We start from the raw sequence: 23,134 nt of genomic DNA, 5'->3' as shown, positions 1-23,134 counted from the left end.
TGCCGTCCCTTTCACGCCAGCCAGCCGGTCACCTGGGACATCGACGCCGACGCCCAGCCCAGCTGCAAGTGGTTCACCGAACTGACCAGCGCGGTCCCGGCGAGGTGGCCGATGCCCGTGCTGTCCAGGGCACTGGTCACGAACACGATGCCGTCGCTCGGGCCGCGGTTCTCGTTGAACACGCCGACGATGGTGGGCGAGCCGCCGGCCAGCAGATACACCGAGACGCTTGCCGGGGTGCCGGCGGACTGGATGGCAGAGATCATCGACCCGGCGTCGATCGCGGCCTGGATGCCCGTCCCGTCGGTGTAGAAGCCCTGGCCGCCGTAGTAGGTCGTGTACCAGTCCTGCTGCGAGCCGTCCACGCCGAACGCACTGTCGAAGCGGGCCAGCATCTGCCGCTGCCCGGGGTAGGTGTCCCAGCCGGCGGTGGGGGTGATCGACAGTTCCGGGTGGTAGGTGTACCTGCCGTAGCAGGTCATCCTGGTGTGCGGGCTCGGCGCATTGATATTGACGCCGCACTCCGGCCAGATCGACAGGTCGTGCGCGTAGCCGTGCGCGAACGGGTAGTCGTAGCCACCGTTCGGGCCGCCGAGGGTGATCAGCTTGCGCACGTCGCCGGCGTAGGCCCGGCCCCACGGGGGCTTCACCGAGGAGACGTACATCCGGGTGGACAGCTCACCCTTGCTCCAGCCGACCAGGTCGACCTGGCCCACGCTCAGCCGGGCCTTGATCAGCGCGACCGCGTCACCGACCTGCTGTGCCTGCTGGCGGTTCTCGCCCTGCTTGTGCGCGAAACCGATGGCGAACACCCGGTACCCGCGCGAGCTGAGGTACTGCATCAGCCCGGTCGACGGGCACGTCGCCGAGCCGCACCCGAAGCCGCCGGATTCGTTCGGATTGGCCCAGGCCCGGTCGGGGTTGTCGTTGGCACCGTGGACGAGCAGCACCGGCGTGGCCTTCGCGCCGGTCGACCAGCCGGGTGCGGAGTAGAGCAGGAACCGCGACGAGGACGGCTGCGCCACCCCGCCGAAGAAGGTCAGCCGCTGCCCGTCCTGGTTGCCCCGTCCGTCCGGCGGGTACTGCTCGTCGGCGAAGCCCGCTGTGGTGTCGCGGTACCGCTCCACCTTGTCCCACCCGTTGGCGACGGTGCCGAACGTCGCCTCCTTGGTCAGGTAGGCGGGATCGGCGGCGGCAACCGGCAGGGCCGGCGCGGCGACCTCCACACCGGCGACGATGGCCGCGGCGACCACCAGGCTGAGCAGGCGCACGACGGGCTCCTCACGACATCGGGAGAACTCCGCAACTATCGGCCACCGGACGAGCCGGGGCAATGTGCGCCACCCACGCCCCGCGCGCGTGGGATGTGGGTGTGGGCACCACATCGAGAGGCCGCGCTGGCGACGCTCTCGTAGTCGCCGCCACGTGTGTCAGAGGCAGCCGGCCAGCGCCTCCAGCAACAGCGAGCCCCGGTGGTCGGTGTCCTCGGGCTGCAGCTCGCTCGTGGTGAACGAGAACCCGAGCCCCTCCTCCGGCCACGCCCCGTGCCGCCCGCCGCCTGCTCCGGAGTGGCCGAATGCCACTGCCGCCGGGCCGTACGTCCCCAACGGGTCGGCCAGCTCGTACCCCAGGCCGAAGCGGACCGGGCGATCGTTGAGCGCGTCCGTTCCCGATGACCACGTCGATGTCGCCGACGCCAGGACCGAAGCCGGGACCAGCCCGGCGCAGATCCGGTCATAGAGCCGCGCCATCGCCGCCGCGGTGCCGGTCGCGCCGCCCGCCGCCAGCTCGGCGCGGCGGTACGCGACGGAGTTGATCGTGTCGGTGTCCAGGAGCCCGCGGTACATCTTCTCGACGATCCGCCGCCGCGCGGGATCGGTCAGGAAGGTGCTGATCCGGTAGTCCGGCGACCGCGTGAGCCGGGCCACGCGGTGGTCGAGGGACGGCGGCGTCCCGAGGTGGATGTCGACGTCGCCTAGCAGCGACCGCAGCACCTCGCCCGCGGGCCGGCCCGTGACCCGGCGGATCAGTTCCGTGCACAGGTACCCGTAGGTCGCGGCGTGGTAGGCCACGCGCGTCCCGGGTGTCCACAACGGACGCTGCGACGCCAGGGCGAGCGCGTTGGCCGAATTGTCCAGAAAGGACTCGTCCGCCTCGACGTACGGCAGGCCGATCGTGTGGGACAGCACGTGCGACACCCGCGCGTCCCGCGCCGAAAACTCCGGCCAGTACGAAGTCACCGGCTTGGCGGGATCGATCTCCAGCAACGCCATCGCCGTGGCGACGACGCCCTTGGTCCCGGAGAACAGCACGACCAGGGTGTCCCGCGTCCACCCCGGACCGCCCCACAGCTCGGCAAGCACCTCGCCGCGTCGCACGACGCTGAACGCCGCGCCGCCGGAGGTCCGGTCCAGCACGTCCGCGAACGCGTCCCGCACCGGCTCGAACCCCGGCGCCACCGTGCCCTTCACAGGCGCGGGGTCGCGGCCAGCAGCTCCCGCGTGTAGGCATGCGAAGGCGCAGCCAGCACCTCCCGCACCGGGCCCTCCTCGACGATCGAGCCGCCCTGCAGCACGGCGATCCGGTCCGCGACCTCGCTCGCCAGCGCGATGTTGTGCGTGACGAACAGCATCGCCATCCCGAGTTCGCGGCGCAGCTCGCCGAGCAGCTCGACGATCGTGGCCTGCACCGAGACGTCCAACGCGGACGTCACCTCGTCGCACACCAGCACGTCCGGCGTGGTCACCAACGCCCGCGCGATCGCGGCGCGCTGCCGCTCGCCGCCGCTGAGCTGGTCCGGCAGCCGGTCGGCCAGTGTGCGGCCGAGCCGGACGCGGTCGAGCACCTCGTCGACCCGCGCGCGACGCTCCGAGCGCGACATCGACGTCAGCCGCGTCAACGGCACCTCGATCGACTGCGCCACGGTCTTGCGCGGGTTGAGCGAGGAGAACGGGCTCTGGAAGACGTACTGGATCCGGCGCCGCTGGTCGTCCGTCCGGTCCCGGGTGGACACCGCCAGCCCGGTTCCCGTCAGCGAAACCGTCCCGCGATACGGCGAAGCCAGCCCGGCGATGCACTGCGAGAGCGTCGTCTTCCCGGACCCGGACTCGCCCAGCAGCATCAGGCATTCGCCGCGCTCGACGAAGACGTCGACGCCGCGCAGCACCACGTGCTGTCCATAGGCGACGGACAGGTCCCGGGTCGTGAGCACCGGTTCCGCCGGCGGTGGCGGCTCCGACGTGGCGTCCGGATCGGGCACGGCGTCCAGCAGCCGCCGCGTGTAGGCGTGCGACGGCGTTCGCAGCACCGCCGGCGCCGGGCCGCACTCGACGATGTCCCCCTGGTACATCACCGCGACGCGGTCGGCGATCTCGGCGACCACGGCGAGGTCGTGGGTGATGTAGAGCGCGGCGACGCCGTGTTCGGCGGTCAGTGTCCGGACGGTCTTCAGCACCAGTGCCTGGGTGACGACGTCCAGCCCGGTCGTCGGCTCGTCCAAGACGACCACCGCGGGCCGGCACGCGAAGGCCATCGCGATGCCGACGCGTTGTTGCTGGCCGCCGGACAGCTGGTGCGGGTAGCGCCGCCGGTACGCCGGCTCCGACGGCAGCCCGACCTCCTCGAGCACCTCGCCGACGCGGTCGTCGACCGAACCGCCGTAGCCGTGGGTCTCGAGGACCTCGGCGATCTGCACCCCGATCCGCAGCGCCGGGTTGAGCGACAGCGCCGGGTCCTGCGGGATGTAGGCGACCGTGCTCCCGCGCAGCCGCCGCCGTCCCGCGGAGTCGAGGGACAGGACGTCCTCGCCGCCGACGGTGATCCGGCCGCCGGTCACCTTCAGCCCGCGCCGGAAGTGGCCGAGCGCGGCGAGCCCCGCCGTCGTCTTGCCGGAGCCGGATTCCCCGACCAGCGCGAGGACTTCGCCGGGCGCGACGGCGTAGGAGACATCGTCCAAGACGGACGCTCCGGCCGTGGTGCGCACCGCGAGACCGCTGACCTCCAGGGCGTTCACGCGCGGACCTCCCGCTTCCGGCCGGCGGCGGCCGAGGCCAGCGCGTCGGCGACGAGGTTGGTTCCCACGGTCAGCGCGGCGATCGCCAGCACCGGGAGCAGCACGCCCCACGGCTGCACGACCAGCGCGATCCGGTTTTCGTTGATCATCAGGCCCCAGTCGGCCGACGGCGGCTGGATGCCCAGCCCGAGGAACGACAGCGACGCGATGTACCCGATCGAGTAGGTCAGCCGCAGCCCGATCTCGACCATGAGCGGGCCGGTGATGTTCGGCAGGACCTCGCTCAGCAGGATCCGCGACCGGGGAACGGCGTACATCTCGGCCGCGCGGATGTAGTCCTGGCCGCGGACGGCGACCGTCGCCTGCCTCGCCACCCGCGCGGTCCGCGGCGCGTGCGTCAGCCCGATGACCAGCACCAGCAGCCAGCCTTCCGGTCCGATCACCGCGATCGCCAGCAGCGCGATGACCAGCTGCGGGAAGGAGAGCAGGACGTCGTTGCCGCGCATCAGCAGGCTGTCGAGCCGGCCGCCGCCGTACCCGGCGACCATGCCGAGCAGCGCGCCCAGCACGATCCCGAGCGCCGTGGCGAGCACCGCGTAGAGCAGCAACGTCGTGCCGCCGGCCAGGAACCGGGTGAGCACGTCACGGCCGAGTCCGTCGGTGCCCGCGAGCCCGTCGTGCTTGAACGGCTTCCCGGCGAAGTCCGTCGTGGTGTGCCCGGTCAGCACCGGCCCGAGCCACGGCCCGAGCAGAGCGATGAGGACCACCACGAGCGCGAGCGCGGCGCCGATCTTGGCCTGCGGGAACGTCCACGCGCTGCGGAAGAGCCCGCCGGAGCGCGCCGGCGGCGCGTCCGGGGTGACGGTGCGGGGGAGTTCGACGGCGGTCATCGGCCTGCCTCCGTGCGCAGTTTCGGGTTGGCGAGGATGCCGACGACGTCAGCGAGCAGGTTCACCACGATGTACACCGCGGCGATGAGCAGGGTGATCGCCTGGACGACGGCGACGTCCCGCTTGGCGACCGCGTCGATGAGGGCCTGGCCGATGCCGGGGTAGCGGAAGAGGAACTCGACGACCACGACGCCGCCGGCGAGCCACGCCAGCTGCAGTGCGACGACCTGCGCGACCGGGCCGATCGCGTGCGGCAGCGCGTGCCGGACCAGCACGGTCCGCTCGCGCACGCCCTTGAGCCGGGCCATCTCGACGTACCCGCTGTCGAGGACCTCGTTCATCGTCGCCCGCATCATCCGCGTGATGTAGGGCGTCACGACCAGCACGAGCGTGAGCACCGGCAGCACGAGCTGGGCCGGTTGGTGCCACACCGCGTCGCCGGGCGGGGTGATCGTCACCGACGGGAAGATCTTGAACACCGTCGTGGAGAGCAGCACGACGAGCGCGACGCCGATGACGAACTCCGGCAGCGCGGCGATCACCAGGCTGACGCCGGAAATGACCTGGTCGGTGGTGCGGTCGCGGCGGATCGCGCTCCACGTGCCGAGGCCGAGCCCGAGCGGCGTGGCGAGCACCGCGGCGACCACCAGCAGCACCAGTGATGCCGAAATCCGGTCGCCGATCAGGGCCGTCACCGGGCCCTGGGTGGACGTCGACGTGCCGAGGTCGCCGGTGACCAGCCCGCCGAGCCAGTCGAGGTAGCGCTGCCACACCGGCAGGTCGAGGTGCAGCTGGTGCTGCAGGGCGGCGACGCGCTCGGGGGTGGCCTGCTGGCCGAGGATGGCTCGCGCGGGGTCGCCGGGCAGCAGCAGCGTCGCGACGAAGACCAGCAGGGACACCACCCAGAGCACGAGGACGCTGACGAGCAGGCGGCGCAGGATCAGCCGGGGCATCTCACGCCTCCCCGCTCGCGCCGAGCCACGCGGTGCGGAACTGGTAGCCGCTCAGCGAGACCCCGGTGCGGTCCGGGACGAGCCCGGCGACGTACTTCTGGTGGGCGTCGACCTGGTTGACGAAGCCCCAGATGATCAGGCCGCCGCGGTCGTACTCGATCTTCTGCGCCTGTTTCAGCAGGTCCGCCCGGACATTCGGGTCCACTGTGGATCCGGCCCGGGTGACGAGGTCGACGAATTCGGGGTCGTGCCAGTGGGTTTCGTTGTACGGCGACTTGGGCAGCGACCCGTTCGCGACCTGGGGGAGGTAGTTGCGGGTGTACCAGAAGTCCTGGGCGAAGTCCCAGGACAGGTAGTTCTCGCCGTAGAACGTCGTGGTGTCGAGCTTGCGGATCTTGACGTTGATGCCTGCCGCCTTCGCCTGCTGCTGGAACACCTGCGCCGCTTCGACCGCGCCGGCCTGGATGGGCGCGGTGACGAGCTCGATGTCCAAGGTGGAGTGACCCGCTTCGGCGAGGAGCTTCTTCGCGGCATCGATGTCCTGCTTGCGCTGGGGGAGCTCCTTGGCGTACGCGGGGTCGAAGGGCGCGTAGAGGTCGTTGCCGAGCCTGCCCTGTCCACTGAGGACCTGGTTGATCATCTGCTCCCGGTCGACGACCAGGCGCATCGCCTGGCGCACCCGGACGTCGTCGAACGGCGGCCGGTCCACCCGCATGGTGAACGGCAGCCACGTGCCGGTTTCGGCGGCGAGGACCTGGATCCGCGGGTCACTGCGCAGGACGTCGACCAGGGCCACCGGCACCTGGTCGATGGCGTCCACCTGGGACGACAGCAGCGCGTTGATGCGGGCGTCGTCGTCGGCGAAGTTGATCAGCACCAGTTCGTCGAGGTAGGGCTGCCCGGGGCGCCAGTAGTGTTCGTTGCGGGTGAAGGTGCTCTGCTGGCCGGGGGTGAACGAGCTCGCCTTGAACGGGCCCGTGCCGATCGGGCGCTTCGGGTCGAAGTCCGCCGGGACGATGCCGAGCGCGTACTGGCCGAGCAGGTCGTCGAAGCCCGCGTTCGGCGCGGTCAACCGGAACGCGACGGCCCGGTCGCCGCTCGGGGCCACCTCGGCGAGCATGGTCAGCCCGGCCGCGCCGCTCTTGGGGTCCTTCGGGTCCATGATCCGCTTGAAGGTGGCGACGACGTCGGCCGGCGTGACCGGGCGGCCGTCGTGGAACCTGACGCCGTCGCGCAGGACGGCGGTCCACGTCCGGGCGTCCGGCGACGCCGTCAGCGACTGCGCGACCACCGGCTGCAGGCGGTAGTCGTGGTCGCGCAGCAGCAGTGGCTCGTAGAGGTTGATGACCCGCGCGATGTCCGGGTTGGTGGCCGGGATGTGCGGGTCGAGGGTGTCGGACGCGCCTCCGCCGGTGACGCCGACGCGAAGCCGGCCGCCGGAGCGGGGCGGCCCGGTCGGCACCGGGGCGGCGTAGGTCGTGCCGCAGCCGGCGGCCAGCACGACGACACCGGTGGCGGCCAGGAACCGGCGCCGGGTGAGGGGACTACATCGCTCTTCCATGGTGGGGACTTCCGGTGGGAGCGGGTGTTCGGATCAGGCGATGGCGCGCCCCGCGTAGTCCGGGACCGGGTTGAGGTAGCCGCGCAGCCGCTCCGCGATGTCGGCGGGAAGCGGCGACGCTCTGCTGATGCCCTCTCGGCGGGAAAGAGTGCCTCGAGCGGGGCTCTCGGCAACGTGGATCGCCAGGATCTCCTCGGTGGCGACGAGGTCCCCGGCGACGCGCAGTTCGTGGCAGAGCCGGACCTTCTTCCCGCCGGCGTCGAGCACTCTCGTCGTGACCTCCAGTTCGGCGTCCGGGCCGACTTCCCGCAGGTACCGGATGTGCGCCTCGACGGTGTACAGCGAGGAACCACTGAGCGCCGGGCCGAGGCCGACGGTGTGCATCAGGTGCGTCGTCGCGTCGCCGAAGACCAGGACGTAGTACGGCTCGGACAGGTGGCCGTTGTAGTCGATCCACTCAGGACGGACACGGTCGCGGTAGGACAGTTCAGCCATCGCGCGCCTCCTCGACCGCGCGCTGGATGGCGATGATCGCCCGGTCGCGCTCGGCGATGAGGTCCGCCATCGTGCGGTCCCCGGCCTCGTATTCGCAGCCCTCGACGACGGCGTTGCGGAGCTCGGCGGTCAGCTCCGGAGCGTCGAGACGGGTCCACGGCGCCTTGAGGGACGGCCCGAAGTGGTCGAGCATGTGTGCCATGCCGCCCTCGCCACCCGCGAGGTGGAAGGTGAGCATCGGGCCCTGGACCGGCCAGCGCAGGCCGGGGCCGTCGGTGATGGCGGTGTCGATCTGCTCCACCGTGGCCTCGCCGTTCGCGACCATGTGCAGGGCTTCGCGCCACAGCGCCTCCTGCAGCCGGTTGGCGACGAAGCCGGGGACCTCGCGGTCCATGGTGAGCACGGTCTTGCCGACCCGCCGGTAGAAGGCGGCGGCACGCTCGACGGCCCACGCCTCGGTGCGTTCGCCGCCGACGACCTCGACCAGGGGGATGAGGTAGGGCGGGTTGAAGGGGTGTCCGACGACGAGACGCTCCGGCGTCCGCGCGTCCGCCTGCATCTCGGTCATGCCGTAGCCGGACGTCGAGGAGGCGATGACGATCCCGGCCGGCGTGGCGGCGTCGATCTCGGCGAGGAGCTTTTGTTTGAGCGGGAGGTCTTCGGGGGCGCTCTCCTGGACGAAGGTCGCGTCGGCGACTGCTTCGGCGAGCGTGGGAGCGACGACGAGGTTGTCCCGGCTCGCGCCCTCGTCCAGGCCCAGTGAGGTGAGGGCGGGCCAGGCGGCGTCGACCAGCCGGCGCAGCTTCGCCTCGGCGTCCGGCGCGGGATCCCAAGCGTGGACCCGGAAACCCCGGGCGAGGAAGTGCGCGACCCAGCCGCCGCCGATCACCCCGGCACCGACGCACGCGACCGTCTCAGGCATGGACGCGCTCCTTCAGGCCGAGGATTTCGCGGGCACGGGAAGCGCTTACCACGGTGGCGCCGAGGTCCTGGACGATGCCGACGGCGCGTTCCACGAGCTGGCCGTTGGTCGCCTTCACGCCCTTGCTCAGGTACAGGTTGTCCTCGAGGCCGACCCGGACGTGCCCACCCAGCAGGACCGACTGCGCCACCCACGGCATCTGGTCCCGCCCGATGGCGAACGACGCCCACTGCGCTTTCTCCGGAAGCAGGTTGACCATGGCCTGCAGCAGCCCGGGATCCACGGGCGCGCCATACGGGATGCCCATGCAGAGCTGGAACAGCGGTGGAGCGTCGATCAGGCCCTCTTCGACCATTTTGGACGCGAACCAGAGGTGCCCGGTGTCGAAGATCTCCAGCTCGGGCTTGACGCCGAGCTCCTGGATCCGCTTGGCGCCGGCGCGCAGCATGTCCGGAGTGGACACGTAGAGCTGGCTGCCCTCGCCGAAGTTGAGGGAACCGCAGTCGAGCGTGCAGATGTCCGGCACCAGCTCCTCGACGTGCGGGAGCCGGGCAAGAGCGTTGACGAGGTCGGTGCCGTCGACGGGCTTGAGCGGGTCCTCCTGATCGATGACGAGGTCACCGCCCATGCCGGCGGTCAGGTTGACGACTACGTCCACATCGGACTCTTTCACCAGCCGCACGACCTCGCGGTAGAGCGCGACGTCCCGGGACGGCGACCCGGTTTCGGGGTCCCGGACGTGGATGTGTACAACGGCCGCCCCGGCGTTCGCGGCCTCGACGGCACTCGCGGCGATCTGCGCGGGCGTGACCGGCACGTGCGGGCTCCGGCCGACGGTGTCCCCGGCGCCGGTGAGGGCGCAGGTGACGATGACCTCGTGGTTCATCAGTCCCCTTTCACGATGGACCTCTCGATGAAGTCGTGCAGGTGTTCTCGCATGCTCTCGGCGGTGCTGCCCGGACGGCCGGTCAGCACCTGGATGCCGAGGCCGTCGATCAGCGCCGTGAGCCGGGTGGTCGCCGCGTCCGGGTCGGTCACCGCGAACACGCCCTGCTCGCACCCGGTGCGGATGGTCATGGCGATCGTGCGTTCCCAGCGGCTGATCGAGTCGTGGTACAGCGAGCGGAACGACGGGTCGAGGGCAACCTCGTTCCACACCTGCAGCCACACCGACCACTCGGCGCGCAGGACGCCGTCGGTGGGCAGCTGCAGCTCGACCAGGCGGCACAGCCGTTCGTGCGCGTCTTCGATGGCGTGCAGCTCCGCCACCTGGCGGTCGAACGCGAGCTTCACGTTGCGCCGCAACGCTTCGTTGAGGACCTCAGTCTTGCTCGGGAAGTGGTAGTGGATGGCCGCGGTGCTCGTGCCGCACGCCTCGGCGATGTCGGCGATGCGCACCTTGTGGTAGCCGCGTTCGGCGATCAGCGCCCAGGCCGTCTCGAGGATCCGGCGGCGCGGCTCGGACTGGGCGAGGTGGTCGGGGTCATCGCTCGCGAGCCGCGCGGCGGGCGCCGGCACCGCCGTGACGGTGACCGCGTCGTCGCTGCCGTTGAGCAGCCAGTTGACCGTGACGCCGCAGTGCTCGGCGACGCGGACCAGTTCGTGCGGCGAGAACCGGCGGGTGCCGTTCAGCGCCTTGGAAAGCTTGGTCTCGTCGAGCCCGATCGCGGCGGCGAACTCCCGCTGGGCCCCCGGCATGGTCTTGACCAGGCCGCGGACCCGGTCCCGCAGCTCGGCGGTTTCGTCCATGCCAGGAGACGGTAACCCCGCGTTGCGATAATCGCAATATCTGAGCCGAAAACGTTGTGGCTAGGGCTAGTTGCGACGGTGCATTGACTGATGAGTCAGTCGGTCGACCAGCACCGCCGCAACTCGAGAGCGGGTTCTTCGCTCGCGCCTCGGCGATCCGTTCCACTTCGGCCAAGCCTTCAAGGCGACCGCGTGGTTGCTCACAACAGCTTGTCGAGGGTGATGGGAAGGTCGTAGATCCGCTTTCCGGTCGCGTGGTGGACCGCGTTCGCGATCGCGCCCGCGACGCCGGTGATACCCACCTCGCCCACCCCGATCAGGCCGAGCGGCATCGTCGGGTCCGGGTCGTCGAGGTAGCCGACGTCGATCCGCGGGATGTCGGCGTGCACCGGGACGTGGTACTCGGCGAGGCTGGGGTTCATGATCCGTCCCGTGCGCGGGTCGACCAGGGTCTCCTCGGCCAGTGCCATGCCGATGCCCATCACGATCCCGCCGCGCAGCTGGCTCGACGCGGTCTTCGCGTTGATCACCCGGCCGACGTCGAACACCCCGACCCACCGCGACACCCGCACCTCGCCGGTGTCCGGGTCGACGCGCACCTCGCAGAACTGGGCCCCGCAGGCGGCCTTCATCCAGCGCCGCTGGTCGCGCACGAACTTCGCCATGAACTTCAGCTGCCCGGCCACCCGGCCGAACCGGGTGTCGGAACCGACGGCGGCTTCGACCGACGGCACGCCGGCCTTGGCCAGGATCGTCGTCGGGCTCATCCCGATCGAACCCGAGCGTTTCGCCAGCGTGTTCAGCTCTCGCTTCAGCTTCTCGCACGCGGCCAGCAAGCTGTTGGCGATGCTCGCCGTCTGCATTGACCCGCCCGCCCCGGGGCTCACCGGCAGCGTGGAGTCGCCGTATTCGACCCGGACCGCTTCGAACGGCACCCCGAGCGCGTCGGCGGCGATCTGCGCCTGCGCCGTCGCGCCGCCCATGCCCATTTCGTGGAAGCCGCACCGCACCAGGACGGTGCCGTCGACCGAAAGCCGGACCGTGACGCTGGCGGCGAACTGCCAGGCCGGGTGGTAGGCCGACGCGACGCCCATCCCGACCAGCCACCGCCCGTCGCGCATCGACCCCGGTTCCGGCGTCCGGTCGGCCCAGCCGAACCGCTCGGCGCCCTGGGCGTAGGCCTCGCGCAGCATCCGGTGCGCGAACTTCTTGCCGTCGATGGGATTCACCGCCGGTTCGTTCCGCATCCGCAGCTCGATCGGGTCGACGCCGACCCGGTAGGCGAGCTCGTCGATCGACGCCTCCAGCGCGTAGGTCCCGATCGACTCGCCGGGCGCGCGCATCGAGGTGTTCGAGATCAGGTCCAGCTCGACCAGGTTCTGCTGGACCAGGATGTTTTCGGCGGCGTAGAGGTGCTTCGACTGCGACGTCACCTGCTCGGGTCCGCCGCCGACCCGCCCGGTGCGCGTCACGCTGGTGTGGACGAGCGCGGTCAGCCTCCCGTCGGTGCCGGCGCCGAGGGCGACCCGCTGCGTGGACGGCGTGCGCCCGCCGACCGTGCGGTAGACGCCTTCCCGCGTGAGCATCAGCCGGACCGGCCGGCCGGTCGCGCGGGCCGCCAGCGCGGCGAGGATCGTGCCGGGCCAGACCATGCCCTTGCCGCCGAAGCCGCCGCCGACGAAGGGGGCGATCACCCGCACGTTCGCGGCCGGGACCCCGAACCGCAGGGCAAGGTGCGTGCGGACCCAGTCGATGCTCTGCGTGCCGTCGTGGATGGTCAGCCGGTCGCCGTCCCAGGCCGCGGTGGTCGCGTGCGGCTCGATCGCGTTGTGGTGGTGCGTCGGCGTGGTGAACCGCAGATCGAGCGACACCGGCGCCGCGGCGAGCGCGGCCTCGGCGTCCCCCTTCTTCGCTCCGCCGGGCATGATCAGGTTGTTCTTCTGCGGCTTGGCGTTCTTCTCTTCGGCCGCGAAGTCCACAGTGGACGGCCACGTTTCGTAGGTCACGGTGACCAGCCCGGCGGCTTCGCGAGCGGCGTCGAGGGTGTCGGCGACGACGACCGCCACCGGCTGGCCGTCCCAGTACACCTCGTCGGTGTTGAGGTAGTCGACCGAAGTGCCGGAGACCAGGGTGGCGAGGTTGAGCGGGCTCACCTTCGGGGCCGGTTTCAGCGGGGGAGCGTTGAGGTGGGTGAGCACCGCGACGACGCCGGGGACGGCCGCCGCGGCTTCGGTCCCGATCGCGGTGATCCGGCCGCGGCTGACGGTCGAGTGCACCAGCGCCGCGTGCGTCAGGTCGGGGAGCGGGTATTCGGCCGAAAAGAGCGCGGCGCCGGTGGTCTTGGCCGTGCCGTCGACCCGGTCGATCGGCCGGCCGACGATCGGGCCGCCGGTCTGCGTCGCGGGCAGGGTCCTGGTCATGCCGCACTCCCGTCGGTGAGCAGGTGGCGCAAGGTCGCGACGATCGTGCGCTGCGCCAGCTCGATCTTGAAGGTGTTGTCCGGCCGGCCCACCGCGGGCGCGAGCTCGGCCGCGGCCGCCCGGCGGAAGGACTCCTCGGTCGCCGGCGCGCCGAGGAGGATCCGCTCGGCCTCGTGGGCCCGCCACGGTTTCGCGGAGACACCGCCCAGCGCCAGCCGGACGTCGGTCACGACGCCGTCTTCGGTCTCCATCGCGGCCGCGACGGAGACGAGGGCGAAGGCGTAGGACGCGCGGTCGCGCACCTTGCGGTAGCGGGAGTGCGCGGCCACCGGCAGGGCCGGCAGCTCGATGGCGGTGATCAGCTCGTCCGCGGCCAGCGCGGTCTCGACCTGCGGAGTGCTGCCGGGCAGGCGGTGCAGCTCGGTCAGCGGGAAGCGGCGGACGCCGCGCGTGCTCTCCACCTCGACTTCCGCGTCGAGCGCGGCCAGCGCGACGGCCATGTCGGAGGGGTGGGTGGCGATGCAGTGGTCGCTGACCCCGAGGACGCCGGCGTTCCGGGCGAACCCGCCGATCGCGGCGCAGCCGCTGCCCGGTGTGCGCTTGTTGCACGCGGCCGCGCCGTCGTAGAAGTACAGGCACCGGGTGCGCTGCAGCAGGTTGCCGCCGACGGTCGCCATGTTCCGCAGCTGGGCCGAAGCACCGTTGAGGATGGCCTGGGCGAGCACCGGGTAGCGCGTCCGGACCAAGGGGTGGGCCGCGAGCTTGCTGTTGCGGACGAGCGCGCCGATCCGCAGGCCGCCACCGGGCAGCTCCTCGATCCGGGTCAGCGGCAACCGGGTGATGTCGACGACCACGTCGGGCTGCTCGATGTCTTCGCGCATCAGGTCGACGAGGTTGGTCCCGCCGCCGAGGAACTTCGCGTTCGGTTCGGTGGCGATCGCGCGGATCGCCGTCTCGACGTCCGGGGCGCTGAGGTAGGTGAAGGACCTCATCTCGCGACCTCCTGGATGGCGTGGACGATCCCGTTGTAGGCGCCGCAGCGGCACAGGTTGCCGCTCATGCGCTCCCGGATCTCCGCGTCCGTCAGTTCGCCACCGGTGGCGGCGAGGTGTTCGGTGACCGCGCTCGGCGCGCCGTCCTTGTGCTCGGCCAGCATCCCGATCGCCGAGCAGATCTGGCCGGAGGTGCAGTAACCGCACTGGAAGCCGTCGTTGCGGACGAAAGCCCGCTGCAGCGGGTCGTCGACGCCCTCGATGGTGGTGATTTCGCGGCCGGTGTACTGCACGGCCAGCGCGAGGCAGGAGTTGATCCGCTCGCCGTCGGCGAGGACGGTGCACGCGCCGCAGGCGCCCTGGTCGCACCCCTTCTTCGTGCCGGTCAGCCCGAGCCGCTCGCGCAGCGCGTCGAGCAGGCTGACATGTGGTGGCAGATCGAGCAGTTCGTCGACCCCGTTGACCCGCAATCGCACCTCGACCACGTGGATCCCCCTTCACTCGTGACGGTGGCCGCCAAGTTAACAGAACGCCGTACTCTTAACAAGAGATCGTTGTTCTGTTAAGTGGACCGTATGATGGCTGAGATATGTCTCAGTCGATGTTCATGCGGGCCAGGCGGCCGGAGCAGAAGGAGCAGCGGCGCGCGGCCATCCTCGCGGCGGCGCGGGAACTCGCGCTCGAATCCGGCGTGCGGAACGTGAGCCTGGGCAGCGTGGCCACGGCCGTGGGGCTGGCCAAGTCCAACGTCACCCGCTACTTCGGCACCCGCGAGGAGATCTACCTCGAGCTGGCCGCCGCGTGCTGGCGCGACTGGGCGGACGAGGTCGCCCGTCGGCTCACGGCCGGGGACGACGTCGTCGACGTGCTGGCCGAGACGCTCGCCGAACGGACGTTGTTCTGCGACCTGCTGGGCCACACGGCGACGTCGCTGGAGCACAACGTCTCGGTCGAGGCCGCCCGCGACTTCAAGCGGGTGGTGCTGGGCACCGTCGCCGAACTCGGCGCGGCGGTCGTCCGGGCGCGCCCGGACCTGACCGAACGCGAAGGATTCGAGCTGGTCGCGGTGGCCAGCGGCTTGGCCGGGATGCTCTACCCGGCCGCGAACCCGCCGCCGACGCTGCTCGAGGTGTACGCCCAGAACCCGGACCTCGCCGCGGCGTGCGTGCCTCTCGTCCCGACGCTGAAGCGCGCGCTCGCCGCCTTGGCCGCCGGATTGCCGTCGCTGCGCTGACGACCGGGGTTCGCGCCGACGGTGGCCGGCCGGAATCGGTCGACACCGGGTCCGCCCCGGCTCGAACTGCCGGGGCGGACCGCCGTCATTCAGCTACCTCGTCAAGGTCGGGGCTGGGTCTTCCACCAGTTTCGGCCGGCTTCGGGCAGGGTGGAGATCGGGTCGTAGTAGGGGTAGTGCCGCTGCAGGGCTTCGGGGTCGGAGTGCTCGATCCCGGTCCGGTAGTTCTTCGTCCAGTACGAAATCCCCAGCTCCCGGTCGTACTCGGCCAGCTGGTGCACCCACCGCTTCCCGACATACGGCACGTCACAGACGATCCGCGGCGTCGCGTACCCCGGTAGGTACCCCATGATCGCGTGCTGGAGTTCCTGCGCCTCCCACACCGAAACGCGCCAGTGCTCCGCGTTCGGGATCATGTCGCACATGTAGAAGTAGTACGGCAGGATGTTCGCTTCGCCCTGCAGCGCGAAGCACAGGTCCAGCAGCTGCCCCGGGGTCGCGTTCACCCCGCGCATCAGCACGCCCTGGTTGCGGACGTCGCGGACGCCCACGTTGAGCGCCGTCTGAGCGGCTTCGGCCACCAGGGGCGTCACCGACTGCGCGTGGTTGACGTGGGTGTGGATCGCCAGGTTGACACCACGTCGCTGGGCGGTCACCGCGACGCGCTCGAGGCCTTCGACGACCTTCGGCTGGATCCAGTGCTGCGGCAGCGCCGCCAGAGCCTTGGTCGCCAGGCGGATGTCGCGGACGGTGTCGATGTCCATCAGCCGCATCAGGAACGACTCCAGCTGCGGCCACGGGACGTTCGCGACGTCGCCGCCGGAAACCACCACGTCGCGCACGCCCGGGGTCTTCTTCAGGTACGCGATCATCGCGTCCTGGCGGTCGACCGGCTTGAGCGTCAGCTTGTGCTTCTCCACCGTCTCCGTGGAGTTGCCGACCAGGTCCATCCGGGTGCAGTGGCCGCAGTACTGCGGGCACGTCGAGATCATCTCGGCCAGCACCTTGGTCGGGTAGCGGTGGGTCAGGCCCTCCACGACCCACATCTCGGCCTCGTGCAGCGAATCCCGCTCCGAGTGCGGGTGGCTCGGCCACGTCGCGTCGCGGTCGCTCTTCACCGGGAGCATGTAGCGGCGGATCGGGTCGGCGTAGAACGCCTCGGTCACCTTCGCCGGGTCGGTGCCCGCCGTGGGCGCCATCGTGTTGAGCATCTGCGGCGGCAGCAGCATCGACATCGTCGCCAGTTCGCGCTGGTCGGCGAGCAGGTCGTCGTAGAAGCGCTCCTCCAGCAGGTCGCCCATCAGGGCGCGCAGCTGCTTGACGTTGCGGACGCAGTGCACGCGCTGCCACTGCGCGTCGCGCCACTCGGCCTCGGTCACGTCGTGCCAGCCGGGGAAGCGGCGCCAGTCGGGTTCCACCAGCTCGGCGCGGGCGTACTCGTAGGGCTGGTCAAAGGCGGCGGCAGGCGTCACAGGTTCCTGGATCGCAGTCACTTGTACTCCTAGTCGTCGGGAACGCGTTAAAATATCCTGCCACAACGCTCTCACGACGTAAATCTTCCTGCATGCTGGGGTGGCTTCCCCCAGGTGGAGGAAGCCCCGACCGGCGGGGCAGACTCAGGGGTGTGACGGACGAACACACGACGCTCCTGCTCGGCGGGCGCGTCTACACCCCCGCCGGCCCGGACGCCACGGCCATGGCGGTCACCGGCGGCACCGTGGTCTGGGTCGGCCAGGACGCCCCGGCCCGCGCCCTGCACCCCGACGCCGAGATCGTCGACCTCGACGGCGCCTTCGTCGCCCCCGCCTTCGTCGACGCGCACGTCCACGCCACCGCCACCGGCCTGCACCTGACCGGCCTCGACCTCACCGGCGTGCGCAGCGGCGCCGAGCTGCTGGTCCGCGTGCGCGACGCGGTCGTCCCCGGCCAGGTCCTGCTCGCCCACGGCTGGGACGAGAGCGCCTGGACCGACCCGCGGCTGCCCAGCCGTGCCGAGCTCGACGCCGCCGCCGCCGGCACGCCCGTCTACCTCAGCCGCGTCGACGTCCACTCCGCGCTGGTCTCCACGGCGCTGGTCGAGCTGGCCCCGGCCGCCCGCACCGCCGACGGCTGGTCGCCCGGCGGCCCGCTGACCCGCGCCGCCCACCACGCCGTCCGCGCGGCCGTGCGCGCCGCCATCACCCCGGAGCAGCGTGACCGCGCCCAGCGGGCCTTCCTCGCCGAAGCCGCGAAGCAGGGCATCGTCAGCGTCCACGAATGCGCCGGCCCCGACATCTCCGGCCGCGACGACCTCGCCGCCCTGCTCGCGCTCGCCGGCCCGGCCACCCCCGAGGTCGTCGGCTACTGGGGCGAACTCGGCGCGGTGGACACCGCCAAGACGCTCGGCGCCCGCGGTCTGGCCGGCGACCTGTTCGTCGACGGCGCCCTGGGCTCCCACACCGCCGCCCTGACGCAGCCCTACGCCGACCACGCGAGCGAGGGGACGCTCTACCTCGACGCGCACCGCATCGGCGAGCACCTGGCCGCCTGCACCGAAGCCGGGCTGCAGGCCGGCTTCCACGTCATCGGCGACGCCGCCGTCGCGGAGGTCGTCGAAGGCTTCCGGCTCGCCGAGAAGGAGGTCGGGCAGCGCGCCCTCGCGGCCCGGCACCACCGCCTCGAGCACCTGGAGATGGTCACCGGGGAGCAGGCGAAGCAGCTGGCCGGCTGGGGCGTCGTCGCCTCGGTGCAGCCGCTGTTCGACGCGCTCTGGGGCGGCGCGGAAGGGATGTACGCCGACCGGCTCGGCGTGGACCGCGCGGCCGGGCTCAACCCGTTCGCCACGCTGGCCGCCGAAGGGGTCCTGCTGGCCTTCGGCTCGGATGCGCCTGTCACGCCGCTGGACCCCTGGGCGAGCGTCCGCGCGGCCGCCTACCACCGGACCCCGGGCGCGGGCCTGTCCCCGCGCGCGGCGTTCACCGCCCACACCCGCGCCGGGCACCGCGCGGCGGGCGTCAACGACGGCGTCACCGGCAGCCTCGTCCCGGGCGCCCCGGCGCACTACGCGATCTGGGACGCGACCGACCTCGTCGTCGCGACGCCGGACAGCCGCGTGCAGCGCTGGTCCACCGACCCGCGCGCCGGTGTGCCGCCCCTGCCTCGGCTCGAACCGGACGCCTTCCTCCCGCGCTGCCTGCGCACGGTCCGCGCGGGTGCGGTCCTCCACGACGCGATCTCCTAGAGTTGGCACCCGTGGCAGTCACCGTGGCCGACCCCGAACCGGGCGCCCCGCACCAACCCTCGCGAACCCGGCGGTTCCCGCGCGCCTGGCTGCTGCGCCTGGCAGCGGCGCTGGTGTCCGGTTTCGCCTACTACCTGAGCTTCGCCCCGCGCCCGCTGTGGTGGCTCGCCCCGCTGGCGTTCGCCGGGTTCGCGCTCGTGCTGCGCGGCCGGACGTTCCGCGGCGCGTTCGGCTACGGCTTCGCGTTCGGGTTCGTGTTCTTCCTGCCGCTGCTGACGTGGCTGCTGGACTTCCTGGGCCCCGACTTCGGGCCGTGGCCGTGGCTGGGCCTGTCGTTCGCGCTGGCGCTCTACTACGGCCTCGCGGGCGGCCTCATCACGTGGGTCTCGCGCCTGCCGCTCGCGCCGCTGTGGGGCGCGCTGATCTTCATCGCGCTGGAGACCCCGCGTGCGTGGTTCCCGTTCGGCGGGTTCCCGTGGGGCCGGGTTGCGTTCAGCCAGCCCGAGGGCGCGTTCCTGCCCCTGGCCTCGATCGGCGGCGCGCCCCTGGTCGGCCTGGCCGTCGTGCTGAGCGGCTTCTGCCTCGCCGCGCTCGCCGCCCGGCTGTGGGAGACGCGCAAGCTCACCTGCCCGGCCGTCTTCGCCGCCGTCGGCACGCTGCTGCCCCTGGTGGCCGGCCTGGCGCTGTGGCCGGCGATCGGGACCGACGCGCAGGACGGCGAGCGGACCATCGCGACCGTGCAGGGCAACGCCCCGGACATCGGCCTGGCGCTGCAGGGTGAACGCGTGCTGCTGCGCCGCAACACCATCGCCGAGAGCCAACGGCTGCTCGACGCCATCCGCGCCGGGAAGGTCCCGAAGCCGGACCTGCTGCTGTGGCCGGAGAGCGCGACGACCGTCACCGGACCCGACCCGCAGGTCGACCAGCTGGTGGCGAGCTTCGGCGTGCCCGCCCTGATCGGCGCGCTCTACGAGCTCCCGGACGGCCACCTGCAGAACTCCGTCATCGCCTGGGACCCGGCCACCGGGCCCGGGCAGCGCTACGCGAAGCAGCAGCTGGTGCCCTTCGGCGAGTACGTGCCCGCCCGCAAGGTCGCCGAGCTCGTCACGCCGTTCCTCGACTCCGAAACCGTCGACATGGTCCCGGGCGACGGTGCCAACCAGGCGATGGCCGTCGCCGGGACGAAGGTCGGGGTGTTCGTCTGCTACGAGGCCGCGTTCGACTACCCGGGCCGCGATGCGGTCCGCGACGGCGCCGAGGTGCTCGTGGTGCCGACCAACAACGCCTGGTACGGCGAGAGTGAGATGAGCGTCCAGCAGCTGGCCATGTCGCGGCTGCGGGCGGTGGAGCACGGCCGCGCGGTCGTGGTGTCCGCCGTCTCAGGAGTGAGCGCGATCGTCGCCCCCGACGGGACGGTTACCAGCTCAACGGGCCTTTTCACCGCGGATTCCCTGGTCGGGCGCGTCCCGTTGCGGACGCAGACTACGCTGTCGGATCGACTCGGTGCGTGGACGGAGTACGGGCTGCTGGCACTGGCGATCGCCGGGGTGGCCGGCGGGCTCGTGCTCCGTTTTCGCACCCGGCGCGGCAGCGCCGGCACGGCAGGGGAAGCGGCGGACTGACCGCCGCGGATATCGGAGGAGCACGGATGTCGCAGGCGCCGCGGGGGGCCCGGGAAATCGAGCCGGTGCTGGTGGTGATCCCGACGTACAACGAGCGGGAGAACCTCGGCCCGATCCTGGACCGCCTGCACAAGGTACTCCCGGACGTGCACGTGCTCGTGGTGGACGACGGCAGCCCGGACGGCACCGGTGAGCTGGCCGACGAGCGCGCGGCCGCGAACGAGAACGTCCACGTGCTGCACCGCACGGAGAAGGCGGGTCTGGGCGCCGCCTACATCGCCGGGTTCCGGTGGGGTCTGGCGCGGGAGTACAACACGATCGTCGAGATGGACGCCGACGGCTCGCACGCGCCGGAGGACCTGCCGCGGCTGCTGGACGCCGTCGGCGACGCCGACCTGGCGATCGGGTCGCGGTACGTGCCGGGCGGCGCGGTGGTCAACTGGCCGCTCAACCGCCAGATCCTCTCGCGCGGGGCCAACGTCTACTCGCAGATCGCGCTGGGCATGCGCACCCGCGACATCACCGCGGGCTTCCGGGCCTACCGCCGCCCGGTGCTGGAGAAGCTGGCGCTGGACGAGGTCAACTCGCACGGCTACTGCTTCCAGATCGACCTGACCATCCGGACGGCCGACGCCGGGTTCGAGATCGTCGAGGTGCCGATCACCTTCACCGAGCGCGAGATCGGCGAGTCGAAGATGAGCGGCTCGATCATCCGCGAGGCGTTCCTGCGGGTGGCCACGTGGGGCGTGGAGCGCCGCTGGCAGCAGCTGCGCCGCCTGGTCAAGCGCGGCTGAGCCTGGACGTCCTCGCCGGGCTTGACCGCCGCGGCCGTGCGGAACCGTTCGTTGTGCGGGCGCACCTCGGCGTCGAACAGTCACTCATGCCGTCTTCTCCCGTTCTCGGCCATCATGGGGCCGATGACGACCATCGTGGCCTTCCACGCGCACGCCGACGACCCCGTGCTGCTCAGCGGCGGCACCCTGGCCCGCGCGGCGGCCGACGGGCACCGGGTGGTGGTCGTCGTGGCCACCGACGGCATGGCCGCGGACCACCCGACGCCGCGGTGGGCCGAGCTGGAGGCGAGTGCGGCCATCCTCGGCGTCCGGCGCGTCGTGCACCTCGGGTACGCCGACAGCGGGCACGGACCTGAGCTGTACGCGGATCCGCCCGGCCGGCAGCGCTTCGCGCGCGCCGACACCGAGGAGGCGGCGCACCGGCTCGCCGCGATCCTGCACGAAGAACACGCCGACCTCCTGCTCGGTTACGACGCCAACGGTGGCTACGGGCACCGCGACCACGTCAAGGTGCACCAGGTCGCCCGGCGCGCGGCCGGGCTGACCGGGACGCGGCTGCTGGAGGCCACGCTGCCGCGGGACTTCGCGCTGCGGTTCGTCCGGGTTCTGCGGGCGCTGCGGATCCCGTTCGACTACGACACCGAAGCGCTCGAGCGCGCCTACAGCCCGGCCTCGTCCGTCACCCACCGGTTCGACGTGCGGCGGTTCGCCGGGCGCAAGCAGGCCGCGCTGGCGGCGCACGTGTCCGACGTCCGCGGCACCGGGCGGCTGGCGGCGGTGCTGCGGCTGCTGGTGTGGCTGCCGGCGCCACTGTTCGCGGTGGTGGCGGGCCGGGAGTGGTTCGTCGAGGTCACGCCGGCAGGATCGGCACCCGCTCTGCAAGTTCCTGCACGTTCTCGGCATCGGTGATCACGCCGGCGACGTCGGCGAGAGGCAGGACCGTGAACCGCGAAGCGGCGCCGATCTTCTCGGCGCTGGCCAGGACGAACGTGTCGGCCGCGCGCCGGGCCAGGGTGCGTTTCATCGCGGCTTCCTCGGCGTCGCCGGTGGTGAGGCCGGCGTCGGGGTGGACGCCGGTGACGCCGAGGAGGAAGACGTCGGCGCTGATCGCCTGGGCGGCTTCGGCCGCGGCGGCGCCGCAGGTGACCGCGGAGTGGCGGAACAGGCGGCCGCCGAGCAGGAAGACGTCGATGCCCGGGTGGTCGAGCAGGGCGACGGCGACGGTCGGGCTGTGGGTGACGACCGTGGCTTCGAGGTCTCTGGGCAGGGCGTTCGCGACGGCGAGGGTGGTCGTGCCGCCGTCGAGGATGGCGGTCGAGCCGGGCCGGACCAGCGTGGCGGCGACGTGGGCGACCCGGTCCTTGCCGTCGACGGCGATGGCCGTGCGGCTCGCGTAGTCGGCGACGGCGGGGGAGACAGGCAGCGCTCCGCCGTAGACGCGCTGGCAGAGCCCGGCGGCGGCCAGGTCGCGCAGGTCGCGGCGGATGCTGTCCTCCGAGACGCCCAGTTCGGCCGCGACGTCTTTGGCCAGCACCTTCCCGTCCGCCGCGAGCCGGGCGAGCAGCAGGTCACGGCGTTCCCCGACCAACATGCACGATCCTCCTTGTTTATGCCGAGTCATGCACATTATGGTCGCGGCATGACCTCTTCGACAACCCCGTCCCGCAATCCGCGCGTCCGGGTGCGGGACGTGGAACTGCTGTCGTCGGCCTGGTACGTGCTGCGCCGCACGACGTTCGACTTCCGGCACCGCGACGGCCGCTGGACGACCGAGCAGCGCGAGACCTACGACCGCGGCAACGGCGCGACGGTGCTGCTCTACGACGTCGCGGGCGGCACGGTGCTGCTGACGCGCCAGTTCCGCTACCCGGTGTACGTCAACGACCACCCCGACGGCATGTTCCTGGAGACGGCGGCGGGCCTGCTGGACGCCGACGACCCGGAGACGGCGATCCGCCGGGAGGCGCAGGAGGAGACGGGCGTGCGGATCGGCTCCCTGGAGCACGTGTTCGACGTGTACACGAGCCCGGGCTCGGTGACCGAGCGCCTCCACTGCTACGCGGCGCCCTACGACCCGGCCGACCGCGGCGAGGGCGGCGGCATCGCGGACGAGGGGGAGGACATCGAGGTACTGGAGCTGCGCTTCGAGGACGCCCTGAAGATGATCGAGACGGGCGAGATCGCCGACGCGAAGACGATCATGCTGCTCCAGTGGGCCGCCCTGCGCGGTCCGTTCCACACCGATTAGGTTTCCGCACCGCGCCCGTCTG

The 23,134-nt window shown here is 71.7% G+C and carries 21 protein-coding genes; 6 read left to right on the top strand and 15 right to left on the bottom strand.

The window, feature by feature from the left end; all coding sequences use genetic code 11:
- Window positions 1–11: 11 nt before the first annotated feature.
- The 13 genes from ACERZO_RS14460 to ACERZO_RS14400 form a co-directional block, all read right to left on the bottom strand.
- Window positions 12–1,271, bottom strand: a complete 1,260-nt coding sequence (locus tag ACERZO_RS14460) for an esterase/lipase family protein (protein WP_372665142.1) — start codon at window positions 1,269–1,271, stop codon at window positions 12–14.
- 159 nt (window positions 1,272–1,430) lie between these two features.
- Window positions 1,431–2,471: a serine hydrolase domain-containing protein gene (locus tag ACERZO_RS14455; protein WP_372665141.1), complete on the bottom strand. Its 1,041-nt coding sequence runs from the start codon at window positions 2,469–2,471 to the stop codon at window positions 1,431–1,433.
- Entirely contained in the window at window positions 2,468–4,012 is a 1,545-nt protein-coding gene (locus ACERZO_RS14450; protein WP_372665140.1) for an ABC transporter ATP-binding protein, read from the bottom strand. The genes ACERZO_RS14455 and ACERZO_RS14450 overlap by 4 nt, the downstream gene beginning before the upstream one ends.
- A complete protein-coding gene (locus tag ACERZO_RS14445; RefSeq protein ID WP_372665139.1) occupies window positions 4,009–4,902 on the bottom strand; it encodes an ABC transporter permease in 894 nt (297 codons plus the stop codon). Before ACERZO_RS14445 ends, ACERZO_RS14450 begins: the two co-directional genes overlap by 4 nt.
- Window positions 4,899–5,855, bottom strand: a complete 957-nt coding sequence (locus ACERZO_RS14440) for an ABC transporter permease (protein WP_372665138.1) — start codon at window positions 5,853–5,855, stop codon at window positions 4,899–4,901. The genes ACERZO_RS14445 and ACERZO_RS14440 overlap by 4 nt, the downstream gene beginning before the upstream one ends.
- A 1-nt stretch (window position 5,856) precedes the next feature.
- Window positions 5,857–7,416, bottom strand: a complete 1,560-nt coding sequence (locus tag ACERZO_RS14435) for an ABC transporter substrate-binding protein (protein WP_372665137.1) — start codon at window positions 7,414–7,416, stop codon at window positions 5,857–5,859.
- Between the two features lie 33 nt (window positions 7,417–7,449).
- Entirely contained in the window at window positions 7,450–7,911 is a 462-nt protein-coding gene (locus ACERZO_RS14430) for a thioesterase family protein (RefSeq protein WP_372665136.1), read from the bottom strand.
- Complete coding sequence (locus ACERZO_RS14425; protein ID WP_372665135.1) at window positions 7,904–8,833, bottom strand: 3-hydroxyacyl-CoA dehydrogenase NAD-binding domain-containing protein; 930 nt, start codon at window positions 8,831–8,833, stop codon at window positions 7,904–7,906. The genes ACERZO_RS14430 and ACERZO_RS14425 overlap by 8 nt, the downstream gene beginning before the upstream one ends.
- The gene (locus tag ACERZO_RS14420) at window positions 8,826–9,719 is read right to left on the bottom strand and encodes a 3-keto-5-aminohexanoate cleavage protein (RefSeq protein ID WP_372665134.1); all 894 of its coding nucleotides are present in this window, start codon (window positions 9,717–9,719) and stop codon (window positions 8,826–8,828) included. Before ACERZO_RS14420 ends, ACERZO_RS14425 begins: the two co-directional genes overlap by 8 nt.
- Window positions 9,719–10,582 carry a TetR family transcriptional regulator C-terminal domain-containing protein gene (locus ACERZO_RS14415; RefSeq protein ID WP_372665133.1) on the bottom strand — a complete coding sequence of 288 codons (864 nt, stop codon included), beginning with the start codon at window positions 10,580–10,582 and terminating at the stop codon, window positions 9,719–9,721. Before ACERZO_RS14415 ends, ACERZO_RS14420 begins: the two co-directional genes overlap by 1 nt.
- A 200-nt stretch (window positions 10,583–10,782) precedes the next feature.
- A complete protein-coding gene (locus ACERZO_RS14410) occupies window positions 10,783–13,002 on the bottom strand; it encodes a xanthine dehydrogenase family protein molybdopterin-binding subunit (RefSeq protein ID WP_372665132.1) in 2,220 nt (739 codons plus the stop codon).
- Window positions 12,999–13,994, bottom strand: a complete 996-nt coding sequence (locus ACERZO_RS14405) for an FAD binding domain-containing protein (protein WP_372665131.1) — start codon at window positions 13,992–13,994, stop codon at window positions 12,999–13,001. The genes ACERZO_RS14410 and ACERZO_RS14405 overlap by 4 nt, the downstream gene beginning before the upstream one ends.
- The gene (locus ACERZO_RS14400) at window positions 13,991–14,479 is read right to left on the bottom strand and encodes a 2Fe-2S iron-sulfur cluster-binding protein (RefSeq protein WP_372665130.1); all 489 of its coding nucleotides are present in this window, start codon (window positions 14,477–14,479) and stop codon (window positions 13,991–13,993) included. Before ACERZO_RS14400 ends, ACERZO_RS14405 begins: the two co-directional genes overlap by 4 nt.
- A gap of 104 nt (window positions 14,480–14,583) precedes the next feature.
- Here ACERZO_RS14400 and ACERZO_RS14395 point away from each other — a divergent pair, with 104 nt between their 5' ends.
- Window positions 14,584–15,228, top strand: coding sequence for a TetR family transcriptional regulator (locus ACERZO_RS14395; RefSeq protein WP_372665129.1), 645 nt, complete (start codon window positions 14,584–14,586; stop codon window positions 15,226–15,228).
- Between the two features lie 101 nt (window positions 15,229–15,329).
- On the opposite strand, the gene ACERZO_RS14390 is transcribed toward ACERZO_RS14395, so the two are convergent.
- Entirely contained in the window at window positions 15,330–16,721 is a 1,392-nt protein-coding gene (locus ACERZO_RS14390) for a KamA family radical SAM protein (protein WP_372665128.1), read from the bottom strand.
- A gap of 131 nt (window positions 16,722–16,852) precedes the next feature.
- Between ACERZO_RS14390 and ACERZO_RS14385 the strand changes: the two genes are divergently transcribed.
- The 4 genes from ACERZO_RS14385 to ACERZO_RS14370 all read left to right on the top strand — a co-directional run bounded on the left by ACERZO_RS14385 (window position 16,853) and on the right by ACERZO_RS14370 (window position 21,773).
- A complete protein-coding gene (locus ACERZO_RS14385) occupies window positions 16,853–18,448 on the top strand; it encodes an amidohydrolase (protein ID WP_372665127.1) in 1,596 nt (531 codons plus the stop codon).
- A gap of 11 nt (window positions 18,449–18,459) precedes the next feature.
- Window positions 18,460–20,070 (top strand): apolipoprotein N-acyltransferase, encoded by a 1,611-nt coding sequence (gene lnt / locus ACERZO_RS14380; protein WP_372665126.1) that lies wholly within the window; start codon window positions 18,460–18,462, stop codon window positions 20,068–20,070.
- Between the two features lie 26 nt (window positions 20,071–20,096).
- A complete protein-coding gene (locus ACERZO_RS14375) occupies window positions 20,097–20,864 on the top strand; it encodes a polyprenol monophosphomannose synthase (RefSeq protein WP_372665125.1) in 768 nt (255 codons plus the stop codon).
- 123 nt (window positions 20,865–20,987) lie between these two features.
- A complete protein-coding gene (locus ACERZO_RS14370; RefSeq protein ID WP_372665124.1) occupies window positions 20,988–21,773 on the top strand; it encodes a PIG-L deacetylase family protein in 786 nt (261 codons plus the stop codon).
- Here the strand turns inward: ACERZO_RS14370 and ACERZO_RS14365 are convergent.
- Window positions 21,715–22,455, bottom strand: a complete 741-nt coding sequence (locus tag ACERZO_RS14365) for a DeoR/GlpR family DNA-binding transcription regulator (protein WP_372665123.1) — start codon at window positions 22,453–22,455, stop codon at window positions 21,715–21,717. The two genes, ACERZO_RS14370 and ACERZO_RS14365, sit on opposite strands and share 59 nt — an antisense overlap.
- Before the next feature lie 48 nt (window positions 22,456–22,503).
- Here ACERZO_RS14365 and ACERZO_RS14360 point away from each other — a divergent pair, with 48 nt between their 5' ends.
- The gene (locus ACERZO_RS14360; protein WP_372665122.1) at window positions 22,504–23,112 is read left to right on the top strand and encodes an NUDIX domain-containing protein; all 609 of its coding nucleotides are present in this window, start codon (window positions 22,504–22,506) and stop codon (window positions 23,110–23,112) included.
- Window positions 23,113–23,134 lie beyond the last annotated feature (22 nt).

Origin of the sequence: Amycolatopsis kentuckyensis, from assembly GCF_041679295.1 — a bacterium.
Taxonomy (GTDB): Bacteria; Actinomycetota; Actinomycetes; order Mycobacteriales; family Pseudonocardiaceae; genus Amycolatopsis; species Amycolatopsis kentuckyensis_A.
The sequence above is the reverse complement of the archived record's forward strand: the minus strand, read 5'-3'. Positions and strand labels throughout refer to the sequence as shown.

Bases quoted from the DNA above. Each gene is read 5' to 3' on its own strand.
- ACERZO_RS14445 (WP_372665139.1), bottom strand. From the start codon at position 4,902: ATGACCGCCGTCGAACTCCCCCGCACCGTCACCCCGGACGCGCCGCCG.
- ACERZO_RS14440 (WP_372665138.1), bottom strand. From the start codon at position 5,855: ATGCCCCGGCTGATCCTGCGCCGCCTGCTCGTCAGCGTCCTCGTGCTC.
- ACERZO_RS14435 (WP_372665137.1), bottom strand. From the start codon at position 7,416: ATGGAAGAGCGATGTAGTCCCCTCACCCGGCGCCGGTTCCTGGCCGCC.
- ACERZO_RS14430 (WP_372665136.1), bottom strand. From the start codon at position 7,911: ATGGCTGAACTGTCCTACCGCGACCGTGTCCGTCCTGAGTGGATCGAC.
- ACERZO_RS14425 (WP_372665135.1), bottom strand. From the start codon at position 8,833: ATGCCTGAGACGGTCGCGTGCGTCGGTGCCGGGGTGATCGGCGGCGGC.
- ACERZO_RS14420 (WP_372665134.1), bottom strand. From the start codon at position 9,719: ATGAACCACGAGGTCATCGTCACCTGCGCCCTCACCGGCGCCGGGGAC.
- ACERZO_RS14415 (WP_372665133.1), bottom strand. From the start codon at position 10,582: ATGGACGAAACCGCCGAGCTGCGGGACCGGGTCCGCGGCCTGGTCAAG.
- ACERZO_RS14410 (WP_372665132.1), bottom strand. From the start codon at position 13,002: ATGACCAGGACCCTGCCCGCGACGCAGACCGGCGGCCCGATCGTCGGC.
- ACERZO_RS14405 (WP_372665131.1), bottom strand. From the start codon at position 13,994: ATGAGGTCCTTCACCTACCTCAGCGCCCCGGACGTCGAGACGGCGATC.
- ACERZO_RS14395 (WP_372665129.1), top strand. From the start codon at position 14,584: ATGTCTCAGTCGATGTTCATGCGGGCCAGGCGGCCGGAGCAGAAGGAG.
- ACERZO_RS14375 (WP_372665125.1), top strand. From the start codon at position 20,097: ATGTCGCAGGCGCCGCGGGGGGCCCGGGAAATCGAGCCGGTGCTGGTG.
- ACERZO_RS14370 (WP_372665124.1), top strand. From the start codon at position 20,988: ATGACGACCATCGTGGCCTTCCACGCGCACGCCGACGACCCCGTGCTG.
- ACERZO_RS14365 (WP_372665123.1), bottom strand. From the start codon at position 22,455: ATGTTGGTCGGGGAACGCCGTGACCTGCTGCTCGCCCGGCTCGCGGCG.
- ACERZO_RS14360 (WP_372665122.1), top strand. From the start codon at position 22,504: ATGACCTCTTCGACAACCCCGTCCCGCAATCCGCGCGTCCGGGTGCGG.